We start from the raw sequence: 19,934 nt of genomic DNA, 5'->3' as shown, positions 1-19,934 counted from the left end.
CAGCAGTTCGCCCTCGTTCAGCGACTCCGGCCGGCAGTGCGCGGCGATCTCCGGCCCGACCAGGGTGTCCCAGCGCCCGAACACCGCCCCGACCTTGGTGCGGGCGGTCCAGTCCTGCTGGGTGACCAGCGAGTCGACCAGGGACCCGAGCGGCTGCGGGTCGTCGGCGCCGGGGCCGGGGCCGGTCCAACGGCGCCGCGGGCCGGCCACCCGGCGACGGGTCGGCTGCGGCCGGGAGGCCGAGGCCGCCCGGGCGGCCTCCAGTGCCGCGCGGGCGATGTCGGAGGGTCGTGCCGGGCGTTCCTCAGCCACCGTCCACCCCTGCCTCCCCCGTCGCCGCGCTGTCCTCGGTCGGCTCCCCGGGCAGGATCCGCGCCTGCCCGTCGGCGATCTGCACCCGGGTGCCCAGGAGCACCGCCGGGACGTCCTCGGCGACCGCCGCGGTGATCAGGGTCTGCTCGGCACTGCGGGCGACCTCGGCCAGCGCAGCGCGACGGCCGGTGTCCAGCTCGGCGAAGACGTCGTCCAGCACCAGGATCGGGTCGTCGCCGTCGGCGCGCAGCAGCGCGAAGCAGGCCAGCTTCACCGCGAGGGCGAAGGACCACGACTCGCCGTGGCTGGCGTAGCCCTTGGCCGGCGCCGGGCCCAGGTGCAGCACCAGGTCGTCCCGGTGCGGTCCGACCAGGGTCACCCCGCGGTCGACCTCGTCCTTGCGCCGCTCGGCGACCCGCTCGCGCAGCGCCGCGGCGAGCTCCTCGGCGCCGGGCAGCACCCGCGCCGGGTCGACCGGCGCCCCGTCGCCGGCCAGCGGCACCGAGCTGCTGTAGCCCAGCGCCGCCCGGTCGGCGCCGGGACCGGCCACCCCGGCGTAGGACTCGGCCACGTAGGGGGCGAGGTCGGCGACGAGCTGCAGGCGGGCGGCCAGCAGCTGACCGCCGAGCTCGGTCAGGTGGCCGTCCCAGACGTCCAGGGTGGCCAGCGCGTTGCCGCGGGCGAGCTTCGCCGTCTTCAGCAGGGCGTTGCGCTGCTTGAGCACCCGGTCGTAGTCGCTGCGCACCCCGGCCAGCCGCGGTGTGCGGCTGACCAGCAGGTCGTCGAGGAAGCGCCGGCGTTCGGCCGGGTCGCCGCGCACCAGGGCGAGGTCCTCGGGGGCGAACAGGACCGTCCGGACCAGCCCGAGCAGCTCTCGCGGCCGGGGCAGCGGGGCCCGGTTGACCCGCACCCGGTTGGCCCGGCCGGGGTTGATCTCCACCTCGACCAGCAGCTCGCGGTCGTCGCGGCGCAGCGCCGCGCGCACCACCGCCTGGCTCGCGCCGTGCCGCACGAGAGGGGCGTCGGCGGAGACCCGGTGGCTGCCCAGCGTGGCCAGGTAACCGACCGCCTCGACCAGGTTGGTCTTGCCCTGGCCGTTGCGCCCCACCAGCACGGTCGGGCCCGGCGTCAGCGCCAGGTCCGCGGACTCCCAGCTGCGGAAGTGCCCGACCTGCAGGTGCCGGAGGTACACGGCTCAGCCCCGACCACGTCCTCCACCAAAATGGCCATTTTGGTGGAGGACGGACGTCGATCCGGTGCTCACGCGGGGTTCTCGGCCTCCGGCGGCTCGGCTGCCTCGACGGCCTGGACGGCGTGCCCACCGAACTGGTTGCGCAGCGCGGCCACCGCCTTCATCGTCGGGGAGTCGCTCTGCCGGGAGGCGAACCGGGCGAACAGCGAGGCCGAGATCGCCGGCATCGGGACGGCGTGCTCGATGGCCTGCTCGACGGTCCAGCGGCCCTCACCGGAGTCCTCGGCGTAGCCGGAGATCTTCTCCAGGTCCGGGTCGTCCTGCAGCGCGCGGACCAGCAGGTCCAGCAGCCAGGAACGGATGACGGTGCCCTGGGTCCAGGAGGCGACGACGCCGGGGACGTCCTCGATCAGGTCGACCGCGGCCAGCAGCTCGTAGCCCTCGCCGTAGGCCTGCATCATCGCGTACTCGATGCCGTTGTGGACCATCTTGGCGAAGTGGCCGGCGCCGCACGGGCCGGCGTGCACGAAGCCCGCGCCCTCGATCGGCTGACCGGCCTCGTCTTGGGGCGCCGGCGGCTTCAGCGCGTCGAAGATCGGCTGCGCCTTGGCGACGTCCTCCTTCGAGCCACCGACCATCAGCGCGTAGCCGTTCTCCAGCCCCCACACGCCACCGGAGACCCCGGCGTCGATGTAGCCCAGGCCCTTGGCGCCCAGCTCCGTGGCGTGTTCCTGGTCGTCGGTGAACTTGGAGTTGCCCCCGTCGATGACCACGTCACCGGGGCTGAGCAGCTCGCCCAGCTCGCGGACCGTCGCCCGGGTGGGCTCACCGCTGGGGACCATCACCCAGACCACCCGGGGTGCCTCCAGTGCCTCGACGAGCGCCTCGAGGCTCTCCACGTCCCGCTTCTCGGAGAACGAGTCGTACCCGACCACGTCGTGACCTCCGCGACGCAGCCGCTCGGCCATGTTGCCGCCCATCTTGCCCAGTCCGACCATCCCCAGCTGCACGTCTTCTCCTCCGTCGTCGATGTCTCGCTCGTGGGCCGCGGTCCTCCCGCGGCAGGTCTCGGTGGGCAGCCGCACCGTCGCGGCGCACCCGTCGCGCCTGGGCGCGGCCCGGGGCACGCGCCGTCGCCCATCGTGCTCGCCCTCCCCGGCGCTCGCGCGACGGGGACCACTCCTAGCCGGGCAGCCGCACCGGCATGATCAGGTACCGGTACGAGCCGGCCCGCTCGGCGGGCCTGCCGTTGTCCTCGTCGCCGGCAGAGGGCTCGTCGACCCCGGAGAGCACGGCCGGCTTCAGCGCCGTCGTGAAGTCCATCCGGGCGCGGTCGGTGTGCACCGCGGCCAGACCGTCGAGCAGGAACGTCGGGTTGAAGCCGATCGTCAGCGGCTCCCCGTCGAACTCGACGTCGCAGCGCTCCTCGGCCTGGCCCTCGTCGTCGGTGCCGCCGGCGCGCAGCGTGACCTGGCCGGGCGTGAACTCGCAGCGCAACGGGGTGCCGCGCTCGGCCACGAGGGCCACGCGCTTGGCGGCGTCGGTGAACAAGCCGACCGGCAGGGTGGCGAAGGACGACGACTCGCTCGGCATGATCGCGCGGTACTTCACGAACTCCGCGTCCAGCAGGCGGGTCGTGGTGCGGCGGTCCTTGCCCGACATGCCGAGGATGCCCTCCCCGGAGCCGCCCGAGGCCAGCGAGAGCACCACCTCGGGGCCGCTGGTCAGCGTCTTGGCCGCGTCGGCCAGGGTGCGGGCCGGAACCAGGACGGCGGCGGACAGGCCCGGGGTCTCCGGACGCCAGGCGAACTCCCGGACGGCGAGCCGGTAGCGGTCGGTGGCGGCGAGGGTGACCAGGTCGTCCTCGATCTCCAGCCGGACGCCGGTCAGCATCGGCAGGGTGTCGTCCCGGCCGGCGGCGACGGCGACCTGGCCGACGGCCTCGGCGAACGCGTCGCTGTCCACGACCCCCGCGGTCGACGGCATCGACGGCAGGGACGGGTAGTCCTCGACCGGGAGCGTGGGCAGGCTGAACTTCGCGTTGCCACAGCTGATGGCCAGGCGGGCCCCCTCGGCGACCACGTCGACCGGGTGCGGCGGCAGGGCCCGGGTGATCTCGGCGAGCAGCCGGCCGGGGACCAGCGCACGGCCGGCCTCGGTGGACTGCACGTCGACCTCGGACCGGGCCGAGACCTCGTAGTCGAAGCCGGAGACCGCCAGCTGGCCGCCCTCCACCTCCAGCAGGATCCCGGCGAGCACCGGCACCGACGGCCGCGGCGGCAGGCTGCGCGCCGTCCATGCCACGGCCTCGGCGAGCACCTCACGTGCCACCCGGAACTTCATCTCGTCATCCACCCCAAGCTCGTCTGCGCCGGCTGGTCCCGCGCGGTGTGCGGCGCCCATCCTCTCCTGCCGGCCCCCCGCTGTGACCAGTCCCCTGGTCACAGCTGCGCTGGAGGGTCACCGGACCTGTTCTGCAGGTGCTCCTCGGGGCGGCGGGCGAAGCCCCCGCACCGGCCCGTCCCCACCGAGAGTGTGGTTCGAGAACACCTGGGAGATATAGCTCATCTTCGTCATCACAGGTGTGGATCCTGGGGACGGGACCCCTTCGTGCAGGTCACCCCCCGAATGGGCCTGTTGGCTCGCTGTGGGCTGGTGGGCGTCCGCCTGTGTCGACACGTGGACAACTCGACCGCCGTGCACCGTCGCCGTGCCCTCTCCACCCCGCATCCCCCCTCCACCCGCAGGTCCGTCCCCACCCGATGTGGGTCCCGGGGGCTGTCCACCGGCACCGGTGGGCGACTTGTGGACACCTGGGGGACGGCGCCGTGCCGGGTGCACCCGCTGGACCTGCGGAGATGCGGCTGGCCGCGGGACGACGGCGGCCGTGGGCAGTGGGTCCCGGCTCTCCCCAGGCTGTGTACAGATCTGGGGACAAGGAGACACGGACGCCGGCTCGACGCCGTCGAGGCCACCCCGGTCGGGCGCCTCGAGGGCGCGCAGGAGCCACCGGACCGGCGGGCGGTCGGTGTCCGGACGTGCGACGGCCGAGCCCCGGTCCGGTGGGACCGGGGCTCGGCCGGACCGATCAGGAGCGGGCGCGGCTCTTGATCCGGGCGGTGAGCTCGGTGACCTGGGTGTAGGTGGCCCGGCGCTCGCTCATCAGGCCGGTGATCTTCTTGACCGCGTGCATGACCGTGGTGTGGTCCTTGCCGCCGAACGAGGCCCCGATCCGCGGCAGCGACAGCTCGGTGAGCTCACGGCACAGGTACATGGCGATCTGCCGTGCGTTGACCAGCGTGCGGCTGCGGTTGGCGCCCTGCAGCTCCTCCATCGTCACGGAGAAGTACTCGGCGGTGGCCGCCATGATGATCGCCGCGGTGATCTGCGGGCCCTGCTCGTCGCTGATCAGGTCCTTGAGGACGAGCTCGGCCAGCGCGAGGTCGACCGGCTGCTTGTTCAGGCTGGCGAAGGCGGTGACCCGGATCAGCGCGCCCTCGAGCTCGCGGATGTTGGTCTGCACCTTGCTGGCGATGAACTCGAGCACCGCGTCGGGGGCCTGCAGCCGTTCGCCCCAGGCCTTCTTCCGCAGGATCGCGATGCGGGTCTCCAGGTCCGGCGCCTGGACGTCGGTGATGAGGCCCCACTCGAACCGGGTGCGCAGCCGGTCCTCCAGCGTCGTCAGCTTCTTCGGCGCGCGGTCGGAGGTGATCACGATCTGCTTGCTGGCGTTGTGCAGCGTGTTGAAGGTGTGGAAGAACTCCTCCTGGGTGCGCTCGGCGCGCTCCAGGAACTGGATGTCGTCGATCAGCAGGAAGTCGATGTCCCGGTAGCGACGCCGGAAGTCCTCGGCCCGGCCGGAGTGCACCAGGTTGATGAACTCGTTGGTGAACTCCTCGGTGCTGACGTACCGCACCCGCACGTTGGGGAACATCCGCGCCGCGTAGTGGCCGATCGCGTGCAGCAGGTGGGTCTTGCCCAGCCCGGAGTCGCCGTAGATGAACAGCGGGTTGTAGGCGCGGGCCGGGGCCTCGGCGACGGCGACGGCGGCCGCGTGCGCGAACCGGTTGCTGTTGCCGATGACGAAGCTGTCGAAGACGTACTTCCCGTTGAGTCCCGGGTCCAGGCCGCCGGGGCGCCGGTCGGCGAACAGGGGGACGGCGCCGCCGCCGCGGCCCGAGCGTTCGGCGGGGCGGTCACCGGTGCCCTCGTTCCCCGGCGCCTGGTCGCGGCCGGCGTCCCCCGGGTCCCGGTCCCACGGGGCGAGCCGACGGGGGCCGCCGTCGGACTGGTCGTCGGAGGCCGATCCCCGCGACCAGTCGCGCCCGTCCCCGGACTCGGGCAGCCAGGCCTCGGCCCGGGCGGCATCGGTGCGCACCCCGAAGGCGCTGCGCCCGTCGTCGACCCGGTCTCGGTCGGCGCGGTCCTCGGCGGCCCGGTCGTGCGCCGCCCGCTCGCGGGCAGCCAGCTCCTCCGAGGCGCGGTCGTGGGCCAGCCGGTCCTGGGTGAGGCGGTCCTGGTCCAGCCGGTCCTGCTCGGCGGTGGGCCAGCGACGGACCTCCGGCTCGGCGCCGAGGCGAGGTGCCTCGGGGGACGGGGGCGGCACCGGCATGTCCTCGAGCTGGACCGCCACCCGGATGTCCCGGCCGATCTCCGCGGACAGCGCCTCGGCCAGCACCATGCGCATGCGGGACTCGAGCACCGTCTGGGTGAACTCGTTGGGCGCGGCGAGCACGGCGGTGTCCTCGAACAAGCCGAGTGGGCGGGTGAGGTTGAGCACCGCCTTCTGCTGCGGGGTCAGGCTGCTGGCGAGCCTCTCGCGGGCCTGGTCCCAGACCGTCGCCAGGTCGACCGGATCGTCGGCCATCGACTGTGTCCCTTCCCGTGCCTTCGGTGCTCTGCCTCTGGTGTGACCCCGGAAGCCTCTGGTGTGACCCCGGAGCCGCGGTGCGGTCCCGGAGCCGTCGTCCACAGGTGGGGACGGATGTCGGGACTCGCTGGATCCCCCGTCGGGTCCCCAGCTGTGGACGTCCGGCGGTGCTGCGTCCACATGAGTGTCCACAGTCTGTGCACGCTCGGCGACACGTGGTCCGGCGACCGGCGTCCGCGCTGCCGGGCACGACGTCATGGCTGGTGAGCGCCCCGGCAGGGGCGATCGGAGGAAGGTCCGGCGAGCGATCGGCCGACGGGGTCGGCAGGAGAACCGGCGCCCGGTCGTCCGACCCGGAGCGACGGCGACGCTAACAGCCCCGTCCACAGGCGGGCAACGACGACGGCGCCCGGCACGCTGATCGGCTGCGGCGTGTCCGGCGCCACGTGCTCCGATCAGCGGTGCACCATGAGCGGTCCGGCCAGCAGACCGGGACCCGTCGGGTCTCGGCTATGCTGGTCGGAGTCTGTGCACGGGAGTCGGCGCACGCCCTGAGGTCGTGGGGTGTGACCACCGGGTCCGTTGCACAGCAGACCAGCCTCGGGAGTCCGGGACGGTCGCAGGTCCCGGGAGCACCGGGGCCGATGACCTGCCCGGCCCCGCGCGTGCGCTGCCCGACCGGGTGCGCGCCGCATCGACGTCGTCAGCAGTGGGAGTCCCTCGTGAGCAAGCGCACGTTCCAGCCGAACACCCGTCGTCGGGCCAAGACCCACGGCTTCCGGCTGCGAATGCGCACCCGGGCCGGGCGGGCGATCCTCGCCGCTCGCCGTGGCAAGGGTCGCAACAAGCTCTCCGCCTGAGGTGCTGCCTGCGCAGGCACGCCTGCGCCGGCGGCCGGAGTTCACCGCGGTCATGCGGTCCGGCCGGCGTGCCGGGCGGCCGACCCTGGTGGTGCACTACCTCTCCGAACGGCCCGTCGCCCGGGTCGGGGGTCCGCTGGACCCCTCGACCGGGCCGCGGGCCGGTTTCGTGGTCGGCAAGGCCGTCGGCAACTCCGTCTGCCGGCACCGGGTCGCCCGGCAGCTCCGCCATCTGGTCGGCGACCGCCTGGAGCGGCTCCCCGCGACCGCGGACCTCGTCATCCGGGCCCGCCCGGAGGCGGCCGACGCCGGTTCGGCCGTGCTGAGCCGCGACCTGGACGCCGGCCTCGACCGGGTTCTCGGCGGACACGGCCCCCGGGCACGGCGGCCGTGACGATCGCGCCCGCCCGCTGGTTGCTGGCCGCCGTCCGCTTCTACCAGCGGGCGATCAGCCCCGCGTTCCCGCCACGGTGCCGCTTCGAGCCCACCTGCAGCGCGTACGCGGCCGAGGCGATCGAGGTCCACGGCGCCGGCCGGGGCAGCTGGCTGACCGTGCGCCGGCTGGCGAAGTGCGCCCCTTGGCACCCCGGTGGCGTCGACCTGGTCCCGCCCCGGCGGGCCGGTACCGAGCCATCCGGGGACGGAACGCTCGACCCTGGCCCAGGAACCGCTGGGCCCACCCACTCGTCGTGCACAGCGGCGCAGCCGCCGGCACCGTCCGCGGCGACCGCGTCGACGGCTGACGGCACACGTCGTCCCGACCGTGCCACCCCGCCGGCTCCGCGCCGGTCTGCGCAGCAGGAGGCTGGCGTTGCTTGACTGGCTGTACACCGCGATCGCGTGGGTGATGAAGCAGTGGCACTCACTGTTCTCCACGTTCCTGGACCCGGCGAGCGGCATCGCCTGGGCGCTGTCGATCGTCTTCCTGGTCGTCACCATCCGCATCCTGCTGTTCCGCCTGTTCGTCAAGCAGGTGAAGAGCCAGCGGGCGATGCAGGAGATCCAGCCGGAGATCCAGAAGCTCCGTAAGCAGTACGGCAGCGACAAGCAGGGCTTCAGCCAGGCGATGATGGCGCTGAACAAGGAGCGCGGGGTCAACCCGCTCGCCGGCTGCCTGCCGATCCTGCCGCAGATCCCGATCTTCCTGGCGCTGTTCCACGTGCTGCGCCGGATCGCCCCCGGCAAGGACGGCCTCTACAGCTGGGACGACACCCTCACCGACCAGGCTGCCTCGGCGCAGCTGTTCGGCGCGCCGATCTCCTCCTCGTTCAACATGACCGGGGAGAAGGAGCGGCTGATCCTCGATCTGCCGGGTGTCGACTACACCAACATCCGGATCGTCGCCTTCCTGCTGATCGTGATCATGTGCGCGACGACCTTCTTCACCCAGAAGCAGATCATGAAGCGCTCCGGCCCGGTCGAGGGCCAGGCCGCGATGGTGCAGAAGCTGCTGCTCTACGGCATGCCGCTGAGCCTCTTCGTCTCCGGCTTCTTCTTCCCGATCGGCGTGCTCCTCTACTGGTTCACCAACAACCTGTGGACCCTGGGCCAGCAGTTCTACATCCTGAAGAAGCTGCCCCCGCCCGGGTCGCCGGCCGCGCTGGCCAAGGCCGCCGCCGACAAGCCGCAGATCGACCCGAAGTCCCTCGCCCCCAAGCCGGGCGCGAAGCCGGTGCGCCCCAAGTCGGGCAGCCGCGGGGCGACCGCGGCCACCTCCCCCACGGTGGACGGCGACGGCAGCACTCCCGACGTCCCGCCGGCCGGTGCGACCCCCGCGACGGGGGCCGGACCCGCGGAGGGTGGCTCGGCCAACGGTCGACCCCCTGGTGGCGGAGGTGCCCGCCCGCGCACCGGCTCCTCGGGCAGTCGGTCGTCGGCAGGGCCCGCCAACCGAGGCAAACGCAAGCGCCGCTGACCGGCTGCGGCACCCGGGCGAGAGCCCGCGGCGTGCCCGCCCCCTGACCACCGGGCTCGCCCGGCCGCCTGCACGACCCTGGAGGACTCCGTGAGTGCATCCGACAACGACACCGTGGCCACGTCCGAGGCGACCTCGGACGCCCTGCTGACCCCGGCCGGTGGGAGCGGTGACCCCGCGCTCCCCGACGCCGACCCGGCGTCCTCCGACGCCGTCGTCGAGCCGGTCGACGTCGAGGACGAGTCCGACGACGAGGACGGCGGGGACGGCCTGCTCGTCCGCGAGGGCGACGTCGCCGGCGACTACCTCGAGCGGCTGCTCGACATCCTGGACGTCGACGGCGACATCGACCTGGACGTCGAGGGTGACCGGGCCTCGGTCGCGGTCGTCGGCGGCCAGCTGAAGACCCTCATCGGGCCCGACGGCGCCACGCTGGAGGCGCTCCAGGAGCTGACCCGGCTGGCGGTGGCCCAGTCGACCGGTGTCCGCAGCCGGCTGATGCTCGACATCGGGGGCTTCCGGGCCAAGCGGCGCGCCGACCTGACCAGCCTGGCCTCCGCAGCGGCCGAGCGGGTCGCCGAGAGCGGGGCACCCGAGCGCCTCTCGCCGATGAACCCGTTCGAGCGGAAGGTCGTGCACGACGTCATCGCCGCAGCCGCCGGCGTGCGTAGTGAGTCGGAGGGCGAGGAGCCGAACCGGCGCGTCGTGATCCTGCCGGACCGTTGATCGACGAGGAGGGCCAGGCCGAGGGCCCGCCGTCCGCCGCTGATCAGTCCGGTCCCGTTCCGGAACCCTCGGCGGCGGCCATCGCCCTGTTCGGTCCCGCTGTCGAGCAGGCGGCCCGCTACGTCGGGATGCTCGCTGGTGACGGTGTGGTCCGTGGGCTGATCGGGCCGCGTGAGGTGCCCCGGCTGTGGGACCGGCACGTGCTGAACAGCGCTGCGCTGGCCGAGGTGGTGCCGCAGGGCAGCCGGGTGGTCGACGTGGGCAGTGGTGCCGGGCTCCCGGGCGTGCCGCTGGGGCTCGCCCGGCCTGACCTCACGCTGACGCTGGTCGAGCCGATGGCCCGTCGGGTGGAGTTCCTCCAGGACGTCGTGACAGAACTGGGTGCTCCCTGGCGGGTGGTCCGCGGGCGTGCCGAGGAGCGTTCCGTCGTCCGGGCGGTCGGGCCGGTGGACGTGGTCACGGCGCGGGCGGTGGCGCCGCTTCCGCGGCTGGTGGGCTGGTGTCGTGGGCTGCTGGCACCGGGGGCCCAGCTGATCGCCCTGGTCGGCGCCCGGGCAGCAGCCGAGGTGCCGGATCTGGTGCCGGAGCTGGAGGCTGCCGGGATGCGGGACGTGCACACGCGGGCAGTCGGTGTCGAGCTCGGCGCCGCAGCCACTACCGTGGTCCTCATGACGCGCGCTGGCACCTCTCGGTCCGGGCGCTCGGCAGGGTGAGCCCGTTTCACGTGGAACTCGCCGTAGCGACCGCACCCTGTTCCACGTGGAACACGGTGGTGAGGAGGACGCACCGATGACGGACCCGGGCGAGCGCCTGCGCAACAGCCTCGCCGCCGATCTGCCGGTCGGTCCCGACTTCGACAGCCCGATCGCCATGGAGGCGATGCGGGCCACTCGCGTGCTGCACGCCGCTGACCAGGAACCCTTCCCGGCGCCGGGCCGGATCCGGGTGGTCACGGTCGCCAACCAGAAGGGCGGCGTCGGAAAGACGACGTCGACGGTCAACCTGGGCGTCGCCCTGGCGATGTACGGGCTCCGGACGCTGGTCATCGACCTCGACCCCCAGGGGAACGCCAGCACTGCCCTCGGTGTGGAGCACACCGTGGGCACCCCCTCGATCTACGACGCACTCGTCGGGGACAACACGCTCGCCGAGGTCACCCACCCGACGACAGCGAGCCCGAACCTCTTCTGCGTGCCCGCGACGATCGACCTCGCCGGCGCGGAGATCGAGCTCGTCTCCGTTGTCGCGCGCGAGCACCGGCTGCGGCGCTCGATCGAGACCTACCTGCACGAGCTCCCCGCCGAGGAGCGCCCGCACTACGTCCTCATCGACTGCCCGCCGTCCCTGGGGCTGCTCACGCTGAACGCGCTGGTGGCCGGGGACGAGGTGCTGATCCCCATCCAGTGCGAGTACTACGCGCTGGAGGGCCTCGGGCAGCTGCTGTCGAACATCGACCTGGTGCGCGCCCACCTGAACCCGGGCATCTCGGTGAGCACGATCCTGCTCACCATGTACGACGGTCGGACCAAGCTCGCCGACCAGGTGGCCGACGAGGTGCGCAACCACTTCGGTGACCTGGTGCTCAAGGCGGTCATCCCGCGGAACGTCCGAGTGAGCGAGGCGCCGGGCTACGGGCAATCGGTGCTCACCTACGACCCCGGCTCCCGCGGCTCGACCAGCTACGTGGAGGCCGCGCGCGAGCTCGCCCGCCGGGGAGTGGCACTGCCGGCGTCGACGGCTCAGCCGATGAGCCAGCCTCCTCCCCCACCACCGGTCGCCACACCGGTCTACCCGCCGCCGGTGGGCGGGCCGCCGCCACCGGTGGCCGGGCCGCCGTCGGTGGCGGCGCTGGTGCTCGGTGAGCCGGCGACGGCCCCGGCCCAGCGCGGACGGCACGCGACGTGACCCCGGTGCGCTCCATTCCCACCCCCGAGCCGCGTCTGCGGACACCGGGCATCTGCGAGGAGGACCAGTGACCAAGCGCGGCGGTCTGGGGCGGGGCCTGGCGGCTCTGATCCCCACGAGTGCACCGGCTCCCACGGCGACCCCAGCGGCCCGCGCCGCGGAGGCAGCCGAGGTCGCCGCCACGGCGGTCGACCAGGCCGGGGCCACCCCTCCGGACCAGTTCACCCGGACGGCGTCGGTCCACGAACTCCCGAGCCGGGCGCTCGAGGAGGTCGCCGGCGTCCCCGGCGCGCAGCTGCGCGAGGTCCCGGTCGGCGACATCGTCCCGAACCCCAAGCAGCCGCGACAGGTCTTCGACGACGAGGCGCTGGAGGAGCTCACCCACTCGGTGCGTGAGTTCGGTCTGCTCCAGCCGATCGTGGTCCGGGAGGCCGGCGACGGCCGCTACGAGCTCATCATGGGCGAGCGCCGACTGCGTGCTTCGCGGGCGGCCGGGCTGGAGAGCGTGCCCGCGATCGTCCGGGACACCACCGACGACGCCATGCTGCGCGACGCCCTGCTGGAGAACATCCACCGGGTGCAGCTCAACCCGTTGGAGGAGGCAGCCGCCTACCAGCAGCTGCTCGAGGAGTTCGGCGCCACCCACGAGGAGCTGGCCAGCAAGATCGGGCGCAGCCGCTCGCAGGTCACCAACACCATCCGGCTGATGAAGCTGCCGGTGAAGGTGCAGACCCGGGTGGCCGCCGGGGTCATCTCGGCCGGGCACGCGCGGGCCCTGCTCGGCCTGCCGGAGGCGGAGGCGCAGGACGCCCTGGCCACCCGCATCGTCGCCGAGGGCATGTCGGTCCGGGCGACCGAGGAGGCCGTCGCGATGGCGGTCGCCGACTCCCCCACCGCGGCCCGCCGTTCCGCCCGGAAGATCAGTGCCCCCGGGGTCGAGGACCTCGCCGGCCGGCTGTCGGACGTCTTCGAGACCAAGGTGAAGGTGCAGATCGGCCGGGCCAAGGGCCGGATCGTCGTGGAGTTCGGCTCGGTCGACGACCTGCAGCGGATCGTCGGCATGATGGCCCCGGACATCACCGGTCGCAGCCAACAGGAGTGAGCGCCGCAGTTACGTCACAGACGTAATGCGGTGGGAGGTGGTCGTCCGTCCGGACGACCACCTCACCCGGTGATCGGCCCCTCGGCCGCTGCGCGCGCGAGCAACCGGCCGAGGACGTCGCCGAGCCCGTACCCGGCTGCCTCGACCGCCATCGGGAACATCGACGTCTCCGTCAGCCCCGGGGAGACGTTCACCTCGAGGAACTGCACCGCGCCGTCGGGAGTGACGATCGCGTCGGTGCGGGACAGGCCGGCCAGCCCCAGCACCTCGTGCACCCGCAGGGCCACCTCCGCCGCGCGAGCGGCGACCTCGTCGGAGACCCGCGCCGGGGAGTGGTACTCCGTCATGCCGGGGGTGTACCGGGAGGTGTAGTCGAAGACGCCGGACTCGGGGGCGATCTCGACCGCAGGCAGCGCTTCCGGGCCGTTCCCCAGGTCGATCACCGACAGGGCCAGCTCCACGCCGTCGACGAACCGCTCCACCATCACGGTGTCGCCGTAGGCGAAGCAGCTGACCATCGCGGCCGGCAGGTCCTCGACCCGGCTGACCTTCTGCACGCCGAGCGACGAGCCACCCGAGGCCGGCTTCACCATGAGCGGGAGTCCGAGCCGGGCCACGATGAGGTCCAGGACGGCGCCGGCGCCCAGCTCGCGGAAGGTGCTGTGCGGCAGGGCGACCCAGTCCGGCGTCGTGACCCCGGCGGTGCGCACGACCGACTTGGCAGCCGGCTTGTCCCAGGCCAGCCGGCAGGCAGCGGCCGGGGAGCCGACGTAGGGCACGCCGGCCAGGTCCAGCACGGCCCGGAGCGCGCCGTCCTCGCCGGTGGCGCCGTGCAGCGCGATGAACACCGCGTCGGCCGGCGACCCGGCCAGGCCGGGCAGCAGCTCGGCGTCGGCGTCGTGCATCTCCGCGTCCACCCCGGCCCGGGTCAGCGCCTCGACCACCTGCCCGCCGGAGTTGATGCTGACCTCCCGCTCGAAGGTGAGCCCACCGGCGAGCACCAGGGCCCGCAGCGGGGTCGTCGGAGCGCCGGGTGCCGCCTCCGGTGCGGCCGCCTGGTCGGTCATGGCTGACGGTCCTCGCTCTGGTCGCTGTTCGCCGGCCCGATGATCGGCGGCGGGGTCGGTCGACTGCGCTCCGGCCGGGCCGTGGCCGGGCCCACCGCGCGGAACGTCCCGGTGTCGACGGCGTCGAACGTGGAGTGCAGGTCCAGCTCGGCCTCGATCACCCGGGCCAGCCGGCGCACGCCCTCGCGGATCTGGTGCGGCTCGGGGTAGCAGTAGGAGAGCCGCATGTGCTCCCGGCCGCCACCATCGGCGTAGAAGCCGATCCCGGGCACGTAGGCGACGTGGGCGGCGACCGCGCGGGGCTGCATGAGCTTGGCGTCCAGGCCGTTGGGCAGCTTCAGCCAGACGTAGAACCCGCCGTCCGGCTTGGTCCAGGTGGTGCCCGGCGGCATGAGCGCGGTGAGCGACTCCAGCGTGGCGTCCCGGCGCTCGCGGTAGAGCTCGGTGAAGACCTTGATCTGCTCGCGCCAGGGCTGGGTGTCCAGGTACCGGGCGACCGCGTACTGGGTGAGCGAGGGCGGGCAGAGGACCTGCGCCTCGGTGGCGAGCACCAGCTTCTCCCGCACGGCCAGCGGGGCCAGCACCCAGCCCACGCGCAGGCCCGGGGAGAAGGTCTTCGAGAACGACCCCAGGTAGATGACCCGGTGCTCGTTGCGGGCGCGCAGGGCACGCATCGGCTCCTTGTCGAAACCGAGCAGGCCGTACGGGTTGTCCTCGATGACCAGCAGGTCGTACTGCTCGGCGATCGCCATGACCGCCTCGCGGCGGACCTCGGTCAGCGTGACGCCGGCAGGGTTGTGGAAGTTCGGCACCGTGTACAGGAACTTCACCCGGTCACCGCGGGCCCGGCACTCCAGCAGGGCCTCCTCCAGCGCCTCGGGGATCAGCCCGTCGTCGTCCATCGCGACGTGCCGGACCTGGGCCTGGGCGGCCTGGAAGACGCCGAGGGCCCCGACGTAGGAGGGCGCCTCGGCGAGGATGACGTCACCGGGGTCGACGAAGACCCGGGTGACCAGGTCGAGCCCCTGCTGGGAGCCGACGGTGACGACCACCTCGCTGGGCGAGGCGTCGGAGATGCCCTCCAGGGCCATGACGTCGCAGATCCGCTCCCGCAGCCGGGGGTCACCCTGGCCGGAGCCGTACTGCAGGGTCTGGGCGCCCATCCCGGACACCAGCTCGCCGATCATCGACCCGACGGCGTCCAGCGGCAGGGCGGTGACCGCGGGCATGCCCCCGGCGAGCGAGACGACCTCGGGTCGGCTGACCACGGAGAACAGCGCCCGGATCTCCGAGCTCTTCATGCCGTGGGTGCGTGCTGCGTACCGGTCGGCCAAGGGGTCCAGCCGCGGGTGCCGCGGGGAGACGTGCGGGGACGCACCGGTGGAGTGCGCCCCGCCCTGACCGGTTCCGACCAAGGGGCCGGGCACAGGAGGGGTCACCTCTCGGAGTCTATGCCCCGGGTCGCCGTCGGCCGTTCAGCCGCGGGCGGGCAGCAGGAAGGTGCCGGTGGCCGGGTCGGCGTCGGCGGGCAGGAAGAGCCGCTGGACGGCGGCCACCACGGCCTGGGCGACGGTGCTGCGGAGCCGGGCGTCCAGCAGCAGCAGCCGGTCGACCGGGTGGGAGAGGTAGCCGCAGTCGATCCGGACGGCGGGCATCCTCGTCATCCGCAGGATGTCCCAGGTCTTCGGGTGGGAGCCACAGTCGAGCATGCCGGTGCGGGCGATGACCTCGCGGCGCACCAGGTTGGCGAACTCCTCGCCGACCGTGGAGCTCGCCCCGGAGCCGGTGCCGTAGTAGTAGCTGGCGACGCCGCGGGCGTGCGCCGACCCGTGGGCCTCCATGTGCAGGGAGAGGAAGAGGTCGGCACGAGCCTGGTTGGCGAAGGCGGTGCGGTCCTCGGCGGTCTGGCCCACGGTGCGGCCGCGGGTGAGGTACACCGTGGCACCCGCGGCGGCCAGCCGGCCCTCGATCCGGGAGGCGAGGTCGAAGACCAGGTCGGCCTCGGTGGTCTCCCCGGCCGTGTACCCGCTGTCCGCACCGCCGTGGCCGGGGTCGATGACGATGACCCGGCCGATGAGGTGTGGCCCGGAGTCGACCAGCGAGGCGCTCTGCCGCAGCAACTGCGGCCGGCCGCCAGTGACCCGGCGACCCAGCTGCTTGAGCGCGCGCAGCGTCGCCGGACCGCACGTGCCGTCGGCGGTCAACCCGTAGTCGCGCTGGAAGGCCCGCAGGCCCAGCTCCGTGTCGGCGCCCAGCATGCCGTCGGCCCGGCCGGCGTCGTAGCCGAGCTCGAGGAGCAGCTCCTGCAGCCGGCGGACGTCGTCCCCCCGGCTCGGCCGCTCGGGGTCGAACCGCAGCAGCCGGTCCCCCAGGGACCAGCGTGCCTCGTGCAGTGCCCGGTAGGTCTCGTCACCCACCCGGCCGTCGACGGAGAGCCCGCGCACCTGCTGGAAGTGCCGGACGGCGAGCTCGGTCGCTGCGTCGTAGCCCGCGTCGTCCGGACGCTCTGGTCGCTCCGGCTCATCGGTCAGCAGGCCGAGGGAACGGAGCATGGCCTGCACCTCCGCCACGGCGGGACCGGTGCTGCCAGGTCGCAGGACGTCCATGCGCAGGTCGTCGCTCCTCGCTCGGGTCAGGACGGCCGGTTGCGGCCGCTGGAGACGATTGTGGCGGGTGCGCACGACCGGGCAGTGCACCGGGTGACCCGGCTCCCCTGTCCGGGTGACCGTCCCCGCAACGGGTGAGGCCCGCCGGTCCGGGGGGACGGGCGGGCCTCACCATGCGATCCGCGCCGCAGCGCGGGAGCTGCGGTGCCGCGTCGGCCGGTGGCCGGCCCGACGGATCAGAGGTAGTCGGACAGGTCCGACAGGATGGCGCCCTTGGGCTTGGCGCCGATGATGCTCTTGACCGGCTTGCCACCCTGGAAGACCGTCATGGTCGGGATCGACATGACCTGGTAGTCGCGGGCGATCTGCGGGTTCTCGTCGATGTTGAGCTTGGCGATCGTCAGCTTGTCGGCGTGCTCGGCCGCGATCTCCTCCAGCACGGGGGCGACCATCTTGCACGGCCCGCACCACTCGGCCCAGAAGTCGACCAGCACGGGCTTGTCGCTGCCCAGGACGTCAGTGGCGAAGCTCGAGTCGGTGACGGTCACGGTGTTCTTGCCTGCCATGGTGCTGCTCCTTGCTCAGAGGGGACGGTGCAGTCTGTGGTTCAGCGCAGTCTGTGGTTCAGCGCTCGTCGAAGGTCTCGGCGAGCCAGCGCTCGGCGTCGATGGCCGCGGCGGCGCCGGTGCCGGCCGAGGTGATCGCCTGCCGGTAGATGTGGTCGACGACGTCGCCGCAGGCGAAGACGCCGTTGATGCTGGTGTCGGTCGTCGGGTGGGAGACCACCACGTACCCCTCGTCGTCCAGCTTCAGCTGCCCGACGAAGAGCTCGGTGCGGGGGTCGTGGCCGATGGCGACGAACATGCCGGAGACCGGGAGCTGCTCCGTCGCGCCGGTGGCCACGTCGGTCAGCTCGACCGCCTCGACGGTGGTGTCACCGTGCACCTCGGTGACCTGCTTGCCCAGCGCCCAGCGGATCTTCTCGTTGTCCTGCGCGCGCTTGACCATGATCTTCGACGCGCGCAGCTCCTCGCGGCGGTGCACCACGGTGACCGACTTGGCGAAGCGGGTGAGGAAGGTGGCCTCCTCCATCGCCGAGTCGCCGCCGCCGACGACCGCGATGTCCTGGTCGCGGAAGAAGAAGCCGTCGCAGGTGGCGCAGGCGGAGACGCCGCGGCCGAGCAGTCGCTGCTCGTTGTCCAGCCCGAGGTACCGGTACTTGGAGCCGGTGGCGACGATGACGGCGTGCGCGCGGTGCACCTCGTCGCCGACCTTGACGATCTTCGGGTCGACGGTGAGGTCGACCTCGGTGACGTCCCGGGCGACCAGCTCGGCGCCGAAGCGCTCGGCCTGGGTGCGCATGTCGTCCATGAGCTGCGGGCCCTGGACGCCCTCGGGGAAGCCGGGGAAGTTCTCGACCTCGGTGGTGGTCATCAGTGCACCGCCGAACTGGGACCCCTCGAACACGAGGGGGTGCAGGTTCGCGCGGGCGGCGTACGTGGCAGCGGTGTACCCGGCGGGACCGGACCCGATGATGATCAGGTCGCGGATCCCGTCGTGCTCGGCCGGAGGGATCTCCGGGGCGGCACTGGTCGGGACCGTCAGGCCGGGAGTGGGGTCGTTGCTCGTCACAGGCGGCACAACGGACAGGGTAGGTCGGGCATTCCCTGCGGGTTCCCCCTCAGCCGGCTGCGGTGACGCCGACCTCGGCCAGGTCGGCGCTGAAGCCCTCGTCGACGGGGACCAGGCTGGTCACCCACACCAGCACGTACCGGGTGGTCGCCGGCTCGGCGAACTCCAGCACGTCCTCGCCGGTCAGCTCCGCGGAGGCGGCGACGTCGAACGCCTCCAGCCCGGCCTCCGGTGAGCCGCCGGTGCGCACCTCCACGGTCGACCCGGGGCGGGTCGTCTGCAGCGCGACGCTGCTCACCGTCTGCTCGCTGCCCAGGTCGTACAGCACGCCGACCCCGGGCTTCAGGTTGCCGAAGTCGGCCGAGCCCCGGTAGTTCAGCGTCGACCACGCGGTGCCCGGGTCGCCGTCGAAGGACAGCGGGACCTCGGCGTCGTTCTCGGGCTCGCCGTCGCCGAACGGGTCGAACACCGCAGCGCCGGTGAGGGGCACCGGGGCGCCGGCGGCCGGCGGCGCCGGTGCCGGCTCCTCACCGGGTGCAGGGGCGGCCGCGGCGGTCGTGCTGGACTCCGGCGTCGACCCGCTCGGACCGCCCTCGACGCTGCCGGCCACGGAGAGCACGTTCGTGCCGAACCACCAGCCGATGGCCACGACCAGGGCCAGCGCCAGCACCGGCAGCCCGATCACGGCCAGTCGCCGCCGGGCGGACGACGCCGTCTCGCGCTCGGCGACGCCGTCGTCCTCGGCCACGAAGGTCTCGTCGAGGACGAGGTCGCGCTCGGCGTCGGCGCCGTACCCGGCGGGGCCGGCGGACAGCGGGCGGGGCAGCGAGGCCCCGGGGACGGGCGGCAGGTGGTTCCGCACCAGGCGGACCGGCTGGTCCGAGTCGTCGTCGGCCTCGTCGGCATCGGCCAGGTCGCGCCGGTCGCGCAGGCGGCGCACCCACCCGCTGTCGGTGAGGCCGTCGGGCCGGGCGGTCTCCTGCGGGCCGGTACGGGGACGCTCGACGAGCAGCGAGACCATCGTGGTCACGCTCGACAGCCCGGTGGCCGGGTCGGTGGACCGGGCCCGGCGCACCAGCGCGGCGAGGTCGGGCGAGGAGATCTCGGCGGGCTGGGCGCCGGGCAGGCCGGTCAGGCACAGCTCCAGCAGCGCCCCCAGGGCGGTGATGTCGCCCTTCTCGGTGCCGCTGGCCGCCGGCACCGAGAGCAGGCCGACCAGGCCGCCGGGACGCAGCACGACGTGCTCGGGCGTGAGGCCGCCGACGGCCAGGCCCACCCGATGGGCCTCCGCGACCCCCTCGGCCAGCCGGCGGACCACCGCGCGCGCCTCGCGCTCGGACAGCGGGCCCTCGGTGGCGAGCCGGTCGGAGAGCCGGATGCCCTCGATCCACTCGTTGACGACGTAGGCGGCGCCGCCGGGCTCGGTGCGGCCGGTGCCCTCGGCGGCGTCGTAGACCATCGCCAGCGCGGGGGTGGCCAGCCCACCGGCGGTCAGCGCGCGGTTGATCCACTCCCGCGCGGCCGGGCCGCCGGGGGTGTGCACCCGCAACGCCACGTCACGGTTGAGCACCCGGTCACGGGCGCGCCAGGTGCGGATGACGCCGGTGGGCGTCTCCTCGTCGGGCGCCACCTGGTCCAGCGGGCGGTAGCGGTCGGGCAGGCCGGTTGTCGTCGACGTCACGGACGCTGCCGACCCCCTGCTCGTTCACGGCCGGGAACGGCGCCCCCGGTTCTGGCCCGAGATCGT

The 19,934-nt window shown here is 73.4% G+C and carries 19 protein-coding genes; 8 read left to right on the top strand and 11 right to left on the bottom strand.

The window, feature by feature from the left end; all coding sequences use genetic code 11:
• The 5 genes from IN07_RS02015 to dnaA all read right to left on the bottom strand — a co-directional run.
• On the bottom strand, nucleotides 1–312 hold a 312-nt coding region (locus IN07_RS02015), incomplete at its 3' end, for a DciA family protein (RefSeq protein WP_036333065.1).
• Nucleotides 305–1,504, bottom strand: coding sequence for a DNA replication/repair protein RecF (gene recF, locus IN07_RS02010; protein ID WP_036333064.1), 1,200 nt, complete (start codon nucleotides 1,502–1,504; stop codon nucleotides 305–307). The genes recF and IN07_RS02015, both read right to left, overlap by 8 nt.
• 68 nt (nucleotides 1,505–1,572) lie before the next feature.
• Nucleotides 1,573–2,514 carry a phosphogluconate dehydrogenase (NAD(+)-dependent, decarboxylating) gene (gene gnd, locus IN07_RS02005; RefSeq protein ID WP_036333063.1) on the bottom strand — a complete coding sequence of 314 codons (942 nt, stop codon included), beginning with the start codon at nucleotides 2,512–2,514 and terminating at the stop codon, nucleotides 1,573–1,575.
• A gap of 172 nt (nucleotides 2,515–2,686) precedes the next feature.
• Complete coding sequence (dnaN, locus tag IN07_RS02000) at nucleotides 2,687–3,859, bottom strand: DNA polymerase III subunit beta (RefSeq protein ID WP_231557945.1); 1,173 nt, start codon at nucleotides 3,857–3,859, stop codon at nucleotides 2,687–2,689.
• Nucleotides 3,860–4,592: 733 nt separating this feature from the next.
• Nucleotides 4,593–6,371, bottom strand: coding sequence for a chromosomal replication initiator protein DnaA (gene dnaA, locus IN07_RS01995; protein ID WP_036333062.1), 1,779 nt, complete (start codon nucleotides 6,369–6,371; stop codon nucleotides 4,593–4,595).
• A 725-nt stretch (nucleotides 6,372–7,096) separates the two neighbouring features.
• On the opposite strand from dnaA, the gene rpmH reads away from it, so the two are divergent.
• From rpmH to IN07_RS01960, 8 genes are all read left to right on the top strand, one after another.
• The gene (gene rpmH / locus IN07_RS01990; RefSeq protein ID WP_036333061.1) at nucleotides 7,097–7,234 is read left to right on the top strand and encodes a 50S ribosomal protein L34; all 138 of its coding nucleotides are present in this window, start codon (nucleotides 7,097–7,099) and stop codon (nucleotides 7,232–7,234) included.
• Nucleotide 7,235: 1 nt separating this feature from the next.
• Complete coding sequence (gene rnpA / locus IN07_RS01985) at nucleotides 7,236–7,628, top strand: ribonuclease P protein component (RefSeq protein WP_036333060.1); 393 nt, start codon at nucleotides 7,236–7,238, stop codon at nucleotides 7,626–7,628.
• Nucleotides 7,625–8,053, top strand: a complete 429-nt coding sequence (gene yidD / locus IN07_RS26895) for a membrane protein insertion efficiency factor YidD (protein WP_081975109.1) — start codon at nucleotides 7,625–7,627, stop codon at nucleotides 8,051–8,053. The genes rnpA and yidD overlap by 4 nt, the downstream gene beginning before the upstream one ends.
• A complete protein-coding gene (gene yidC, locus IN07_RS01980) occupies nucleotides 8,046–9,149 on the top strand; it encodes a membrane protein insertase YidC (protein WP_036333059.1) in 1,104 nt (367 codons plus the stop codon). Before yidD ends, yidC begins: the two co-directional genes overlap by 8 nt.
• A gap of 90 nt (nucleotides 9,150–9,239) precedes the next feature.
• On the top strand, nucleotides 9,240–9,875 hold the full coding sequence (locus IN07_RS01975; RefSeq protein WP_036333058.1) for a Jag family protein: 636 nt from the start codon (nucleotides 9,240–9,242) through the stop codon (nucleotides 9,873–9,875).
• The gene (gene rsmG, locus IN07_RS01970) at nucleotides 9,872–10,588 is read left to right on the top strand and encodes a 16S rRNA (guanine(527)-N(7))-methyltransferase RsmG (protein WP_231557944.1); all 717 of its coding nucleotides are present in this window, start codon (nucleotides 9,872–9,874) and stop codon (nucleotides 10,586–10,588) included. The genes IN07_RS01975 and rsmG overlap by 4 nt, the downstream gene beginning before the upstream one ends.
• Before the next feature lie 76 nt (nucleotides 10,589–10,664).
• Nucleotides 10,665–11,780, top strand: coding sequence for a ParA family protein (locus IN07_RS01965; protein ID WP_036333057.1), 1,116 nt, complete (start codon nucleotides 10,665–10,667; stop codon nucleotides 11,778–11,780).
• Nucleotides 11,781–11,847: 67 nt separating this feature from the next.
• A complete protein-coding gene (locus tag IN07_RS01960) occupies nucleotides 11,848–12,882 on the top strand; it encodes a ParB/RepB/Spo0J family partition protein (protein WP_036333056.1) in 1,035 nt (344 codons plus the stop codon).
• 62 nt (nucleotides 12,883–12,944) lie between these two features.
• Here the strand turns inward: IN07_RS01960 and IN07_RS01955 are convergent, their stop codons facing one another.
• The 6 genes from IN07_RS01955 to IN07_RS01930 form a co-directional block, all read right to left on the bottom strand.
• A complete protein-coding gene (locus IN07_RS01955) occupies nucleotides 12,945–13,949 on the bottom strand; it encodes a D-alanine--D-alanine ligase family protein (protein WP_036333055.1) in 1,005 nt (334 codons plus the stop codon).
• A complete protein-coding gene (locus IN07_RS01950; RefSeq protein WP_036333054.1) occupies nucleotides 13,946–15,388 on the bottom strand; it encodes an aminotransferase-like domain-containing protein in 1,443 nt (480 codons plus the stop codon). The genes IN07_RS01955 and IN07_RS01950 overlap by 4 nt, the downstream gene beginning before the upstream one ends.
• Before the next feature lie 36 nt (nucleotides 15,389–15,424).
• Nucleotides 15,425–16,555, bottom strand: a complete 1,131-nt coding sequence (locus tag IN07_RS01945; protein ID WP_036333053.1) for an N-acetylmuramoyl-L-alanine amidase — start codon at nucleotides 16,553–16,555, stop codon at nucleotides 15,425–15,427.
• Between the two features lie 236 nt (nucleotides 16,556–16,791).
• Complete coding sequence (gene trxA, locus IN07_RS01940; protein ID WP_036333052.1) at nucleotides 16,792–17,121, bottom strand: thioredoxin; 330 nt, start codon at nucleotides 17,119–17,121, stop codon at nucleotides 16,792–16,794.
• 58 nt (nucleotides 17,122–17,179) lie between these two features.
• The gene (gene trxB / locus IN07_RS01935; RefSeq protein ID WP_231557942.1) at nucleotides 17,180–18,196 is read right to left on the bottom strand and encodes a thioredoxin-disulfide reductase; all 1,017 of its coding nucleotides are present in this window, start codon (nucleotides 18,194–18,196) and stop codon (nucleotides 17,180–17,182) included.
• Between the two features lie 40 nt (nucleotides 18,197–18,236).
• Entirely contained in the window at nucleotides 18,237–19,868 is a 1,632-nt protein-coding gene (locus IN07_RS01930; protein ID WP_036333051.1) for a protein kinase family protein, read from the bottom strand.
• Nucleotides 19,869–19,934: the final 66 nt, after the last annotated feature.

Source organism: Modestobacter caceresii (assembly GCF_000761485.1).
In the GTDB taxonomy this organism is placed as follows: Bacteria; Actinomycetota; Actinomycetes; order Mycobacteriales; family Geodermatophilaceae; genus Modestobacter; species Modestobacter caceresii.
Note: the sequence above shows the minus strand (reverse complement) of the source record. Positions and strands in the feature narration are given on the sequence as shown.

What these genes read in the sequence shown, in the direction of transcription:
- dnaA (WP_036333062.1), bottom strand. Translation starts at nt 6,371, where the DNA reads ATGGCCGACGATCCGGTCGACCTGGCGACGGTCTGGGACCAGGCCCGC.
- IN07_RS01965 (WP_036333057.1), top strand. Translation starts at nt 10,665, where the DNA reads ATGACGGACCCGGGCGAGCGCCTGCGCAACAGCCTCGCCGCCGATCTG.
- IN07_RS01955 (WP_036333055.1), bottom strand. Translation starts at nt 13,949, where the DNA reads ATGACCGACCAGGCGGCCGCACCGGAGGCGGCACCCGGCGCTCCGACG.
- IN07_RS01945 (WP_036333053.1), bottom strand. Translation starts at nt 16,555, where the DNA reads ATGGACGTCCTGCGACCTGGCAGCACCGGTCCCGCCGTGGCGGAGGTG.
- trxA (WP_036333052.1), bottom strand. Translation starts at nt 17,121, where the DNA reads ATGGCAGGCAAGAACACCGTGACCGTCACCGACTCGAGCTTCGCCACT.